This is a genomic window from Providencia sp. UF-224, from assembly GCF_058245955.1.
Genome location: NZ_JBSICC010000062.1, coordinates 1 through 4,533, shown reverse-complemented (window position 1 = coordinate 4,533; position 4,533 = coordinate 1). Strand labels below are relative to the sequence as shown.

Below are 4,533 nucleotides of genomic sequence, written 5' to 3'. Positions count from 1 at the left end.
AGCAGTGAAACGCCGTAGCGCCGATGGTAGTGTGGGGTCTCCCCATGTGAGAGTAGGGAACTGCCAGACATTAAATTTAAAGGTTGTGTCAGTACTAACTGACCGCACCATATTGCTGATATGGCTCAGTTGGTAGAGCACACCCTTGGTAAGGGTGAGGTCCCCAGTTCGAATCTGGGTATCAGCACCATATAATCGGCATTTAAAAAGAATTTACCTAGCGGCAATAGCGCGGTGGTCCCACCTGACCCCATGCCGAACTCAGTAGTGAAACGCCGTAGCGCCGATGGTAGTGTGGGGTCTCCCCATGTGAGAGTAGGGAACTGCTAGGTTTTAAATATAAGAAGCCACCCATTGGGTGGCTTTTTGCTTTTCAGTATTTGTAAAAAACAAATAAAACCACCCATAATAAGTCTGAAATTATCTTATTTTATTATTCTTGCTACCCACGATTAAGTCTGGCTGATAGACTTACTTCATTATCGTTATATTTTCCCTGAAGGTAGTAATGAACCCAACTTCTGAACTCAAACCATTCAATAGCTTTGGTATTGATGCAAAAGCATTGTCAGTTTTTATAGTAGAGAATAAACAATCACTCCAGCAACAATGGCTTAAAGCGAAAAATAATAATCTGCCTATATTGCTACTTGGTGGAGGTAGTAATGTTTTATTTGTAGAGGATTTTGAAGGGGTTGTTATCGTTAATCAGTTAAAAGGAATTGAAATTACTGAGTGTGATGACTATTGGTATGTGCACGTTCAAGCCGGTGAAAGTTGGCACCAGCTTCTGGAAGCATTACTGCAACAAGGCATCCATGGTGCGGAGAATCTTGCTTTAATCCCTGGATGTGCGGGATCCGCACCCATTCAAAATATCGGCGCTTATGGTATTGAGCTGAAAGATATTTGTGATTATGTAGACATTCTGTCACTTGATGCCAATCAAGAAACACGTATTGCGGCGAGTGAATGCCAATTTGGCTATCGCGACAGTATTTTTAAACACAAGTATCAGCATGGCTATGCGATTGTTAGCGTGGGGTTGAAATTCGCCAAAAAATGGCAGCCTAAACTTACCTACGGTGACTTAACACAATTTAATCCTGAAACAGTAACACCTAAGCAGGTTTTTGATGCAGTCTGTCAAACTCGTAGAAGCAAGTTACCTGACCCTACAGTAACTGGCAATGCAGGGAGCTTCTTTAAAAACCCAGTTATTTCGGCTGAAAAAGCGGCAAAAATTAAGCAAAAAAATCCAAGTTGCCCCCAATATACCCAATCTGATGGTAGTGTTAAATTGGCGGCTGGCTGGCTTATTGACCAGTGTGGCTTGAAAGGACATGAAATAGGTGGGGCTGCAGTTCATACTCAGCAGGCACTTGTTTTAATTAATAAACATAGAGCGACAGGACTTGATGTTGTTAACCTAGCAAAATATGTTAGCCAAACAGTTGCTAAGCGCTTTGATATCATTTTGGAGCCAGAAGTTCGATTTATTGGCCGTCATGGCGAGGTTAACGCAATGGATTATATTCAATGAAAGAGACATCAATTCCTTTACAGCTAATAGATATTTTAGCGGATGCTCAAATACACTCTGGTGAACAGCTTGGTGAAAAGCTTGGCATGAGTCGAGCTGCGATCAATAAGCATATAAAAACATTGCGTTCATGGGGCTTGAGTATCGAAACAGTGACGAGTAAGGGATATAAGCTGCCTTACCAAATAAACTTACTGAATAAAGATAGTATCAAACAACACGTTAAAGACGTCAATATCATTGTGGAACCTGTCATTGATTCTACGAATCAATACATGCTTGAACGTATTCCAAGCTTAATATCAGGGGATACTTGCCTTGCTGAATATCAAAGTGCAGGTCGCGGCAGAAGAGGTCGCCAATGGATCTCTCCCTTTGGCTGTAATTTGTATTTATCTATGTATTGGAAGTTAGACCAAGGCCCCGCAGCTGCGGTTGGTTTGAGTCTCGTCGTTGGAATCGTGATTGCAGAAACTTTAAATAAAATAAGTAAAGAAAAAGTAAAAGTAAAATGGCCAAATGACTTGTATATGAATGATAAAAAACTTGCGGGTATTTTGGTTGAATTAACAGGTAAAACAGGTGATGCCGCTCATATTATTATTGGTATCGGTATTAATATTGGAATGAGTAAAACCAATATTGAAAATACAAATACAATAACACAAGAGTGGGCATCATTGAGAGACGAAGTTGAAGATATAGAACGCAATGAATTATCGGCTAATATTATTCAAGCGCTAAAAGATTCATTGGTTTTATTTGAGAAAGAGGGGTTAAAACCATTCTTAGATAGATGGTTTAAACTTGATAATTTCTTAAATAGGAATGTTAAGTTATTGATTGGTAATGATGTAATCTCTGGCGTGGAACGTGGGATTAATGACCAAGGTGCCTTGTTATTACAAAAAGATAATGGGGAAATAATTCCTTATATTGGCGGTGAAATATCATTGCGGCCAAACGAGTAATATATAATTGGCCGAAAACTATTCGGCCAATATAATGTTTACTTTCTTAGTCTGACATTTTGGATTGAGTGGTTTTCACCTTTAGTCATTATTAAACTTGCTCGTTCCTTGGTTGGCAAAATATTCTCTTCAAGATTTAGCCCATTTATTTCATCCCAAATAGAACCAGCAATACTGACCGCTTCCTCTTCACTCAACTTTGAATAACTATGAAAATATGAATCAGGGTCGGAGAATGCACCTTGCCTAAACTTAAGAAAACGACCGATATACCACTGTTTTAACAAAGCAGGTGCAGCATCGACATAAATTGAGAAATCAACAAAGTCAGAGACAAATACATGGTGTGGATCTTGTGGGTAATCCATGTCGCTCTGTAAGACATTAAGCCCTTCAAGAATCAAAATGTCTGGTTGATCAATAATTTGTTCTTGGTCAGGAACAATATCGTAGGTTAAATGGGAATAGACTGGAGCACGCACATTTCGAGCGCCTGATTTAATTTGAGAGACAAAGTTAACCAGCTTTCTCATATCATAAGACTGTGGAAAACCTTTTTTCTTCATAATATTCCGATCCTTTAATACTTGGTTCGGATGAAGAAAGCCATCTGTCGTAATTAAATCAACTTTACGGTGTTCAGGCCAACGGGTTAGCAGAGCTTGTAACAAACGTGCTGTTGTACTCTTGCCTACAGCGACGCTACCAGCAATACCGATGATATAAGGTACTTTTGCTTCATTAGTTCCTAAAAACTGCTCTAGGACAGCCTGACGACGTAAGTTAGAACTAATATAAAAATTCAATAAGCGCGATAAAGGTAGATAAATTTCAATAACATCTTCCATTGAAAGTTCTTCGTTAATCCCTTTTAACTCGAGAAGCTCGCTGGATGTTAGTGTCAAAGGGACGGAATCACGTAATGTTGCCCAATGCTCTCTATCAAACTCTAAATATGGCGTAGTAATAAAATTTTCGTTCTTTTTCATAAACCAACATCTGCCTATTTTGTGCAGGTTGGACAGGTTGCCTAAACACCCGTATCCAAAAAATTTGCTAGCATCATAGCGAGTGATGGGGGGGAGGCGTAGGTTTTTTTATAATATTTGTGAATTTTTTTTGAATTACATAAAAAAAACATTCATTTTTGCTGGGAAAATAACCGATTAATCAGAGCGCTAAAACTGTGATAGAGACTAAATAATGACATTTAAAATGTTTTGGGTCGATTATCGGGCTTTACTGATGAAAGAATTATGGATTATAGTTAATGGCTGTTGTTGATGTTTTAATCTTAAAATAGTTAAAAAATCAACAAAATTGCAAAAGTCGAACAAAATATAAGCAAACGAACAAAAAATTAAATTTTTTTGTTGCAACATGCGCTCACTCTTCCTAGAATGCGCAGCACTTGATGCCGGCATAGCTCAGTTGGTAGAGCAACTGACTTGTAATCAGTAGGTCCCGAGTTCGACTCTTGGTGCCGGCACCATTAAAAATTTGGATAGGTGGGATACCCAAGCGGCCAAAGGGAGCAGACTGTAAATCTGCCGTCACAGACTTCGAAGGTTCGAATCCTTCTCCCACCACCATCTCCAAGAAGCTTTCCTTTAGGAAACTTTAAGGAACAGTTTTACAGCTGATAACTCAGGTAGCCGAGTTCATTGCGGGCATCGTATAATGGCTATTACCTCAGCCTTCCAAGCTGATGATGCGGGTTCGATTCCCGCTGCCCGCTCCAAGATGTGCTGATATGGCTCAGTTGGTAGAGCACACCCTTGGTAAGGGTGAGGTCGGCAGTTCGAATCTGCCTATCAGCACCACTTCCCTCATGTTCTCAATTATCTCCCTGATTTGTCTCCTGAAAAAAACAAGCGAAATAATTTCTTGCTTGGTTGATGTGGTTTAACCACCGATTCCGTGTCTTAGAGGGACAATCTAATGTCTAAAGAAAAATTTGAACGTTCAAAACCGCACGTTAACGTTGGTACTATCGGCCACGTTGACCACGGTAAAACT

At 39.6% G+C, this 4,533-nt stretch carries 3 protein-coding genes, 5 tRNA genes, 1 rRNA gene and 1 pseudogene; 9 read left to right on the top strand and 1 reads right to left on the bottom strand.

The features are described 5' to 3' along the window. The first annotated feature begins 114 nt into the window (after window positions 1-114). The 4 genes from AC4IFO_RS22625 (at window position 115) to birA (ending at window position 2,514) form a co-directional block, all read left to right on the top strand. Window positions 115-190: transfer RNA gene (locus tag AC4IFO_RS22625), tRNA-Thr, on the top strand. Between the two features lie 26 nt (window positions 191-216). Continuing rightward, window positions 217-332: ribosomal RNA gene (rrf, locus tag AC4IFO_RS22620) — 5S ribosomal RNA — on the top strand. Between the two features lie 176 nt (window positions 333-508). After that, the gene (murB, locus tag AC4IFO_RS22615; protein ID WP_490737793.1) at window positions 509-1,543 is read left to right on the top strand and encodes a UDP-N-acetylmuramate dehydrogenase; all 1,035 of its coding nucleotides are present in this window, start codon (window positions 509-511) and stop codon (window positions 1,541-1,543) included. Further along, window positions 1,540-2,514, top strand: a complete 975-nt coding sequence (gene birA, locus AC4IFO_RS22610; RefSeq protein ID WP_490737791.1) for a bifunctional biotin--[acetyl-CoA-carboxylase] ligase/biotin operon repressor BirA — start codon at window positions 1,540-1,542, stop codon at window positions 2,512-2,514. The genes murB and birA overlap by 4 nt, the downstream gene beginning before the upstream one ends. A 38-nt stretch (window positions 2,515-2,552) precedes the next feature. On the opposite strand, the gene coaA is transcribed toward birA, so the two are convergent. Then, the gene (gene coaA, locus AC4IFO_RS22605) at window positions 2,553-3,503 is read right to left on the bottom strand and encodes a type I pantothenate kinase (RefSeq protein WP_490737789.1); all 951 of its coding nucleotides are present in this window, start codon (window positions 3,501-3,503) and stop codon (window positions 2,553-2,555) included. Window positions 3,504-3,930: 427 nt separating this feature from the next. Between coaA and AC4IFO_RS22600 the strand changes: the two genes are divergently transcribed. The 5 genes and pseudogenes from AC4IFO_RS22600 to AC4IFO_RS22580 all read left to right on the top strand — a co-directional run. Next, window positions 3,931-4,006: transfer RNA gene (locus AC4IFO_RS22600), tRNA-Thr, on the top strand. A gap of 15 nt (window positions 4,007-4,021) precedes the next feature. Then, window positions 4,022-4,106: transfer RNA gene (locus tag AC4IFO_RS22595), tRNA-Tyr, on the top strand. 74 nt (window positions 4,107-4,180) lie between these two features. Then, window positions 4,181-4,255, top strand: a tRNA-Gly gene (locus tag AC4IFO_RS22590). 6 nt (window positions 4,256-4,261) lie between these two features. After that, a tRNA-Thr gene (locus AC4IFO_RS22585) sits at window positions 4,262-4,337 on the top strand. Window positions 4,338-4,455: 118 nt separating this feature from the next. Then, window positions 4,456-4,533: pseudogene (locus AC4IFO_RS22580) on the top strand (GTP-binding protein); the annotation flags it as partial.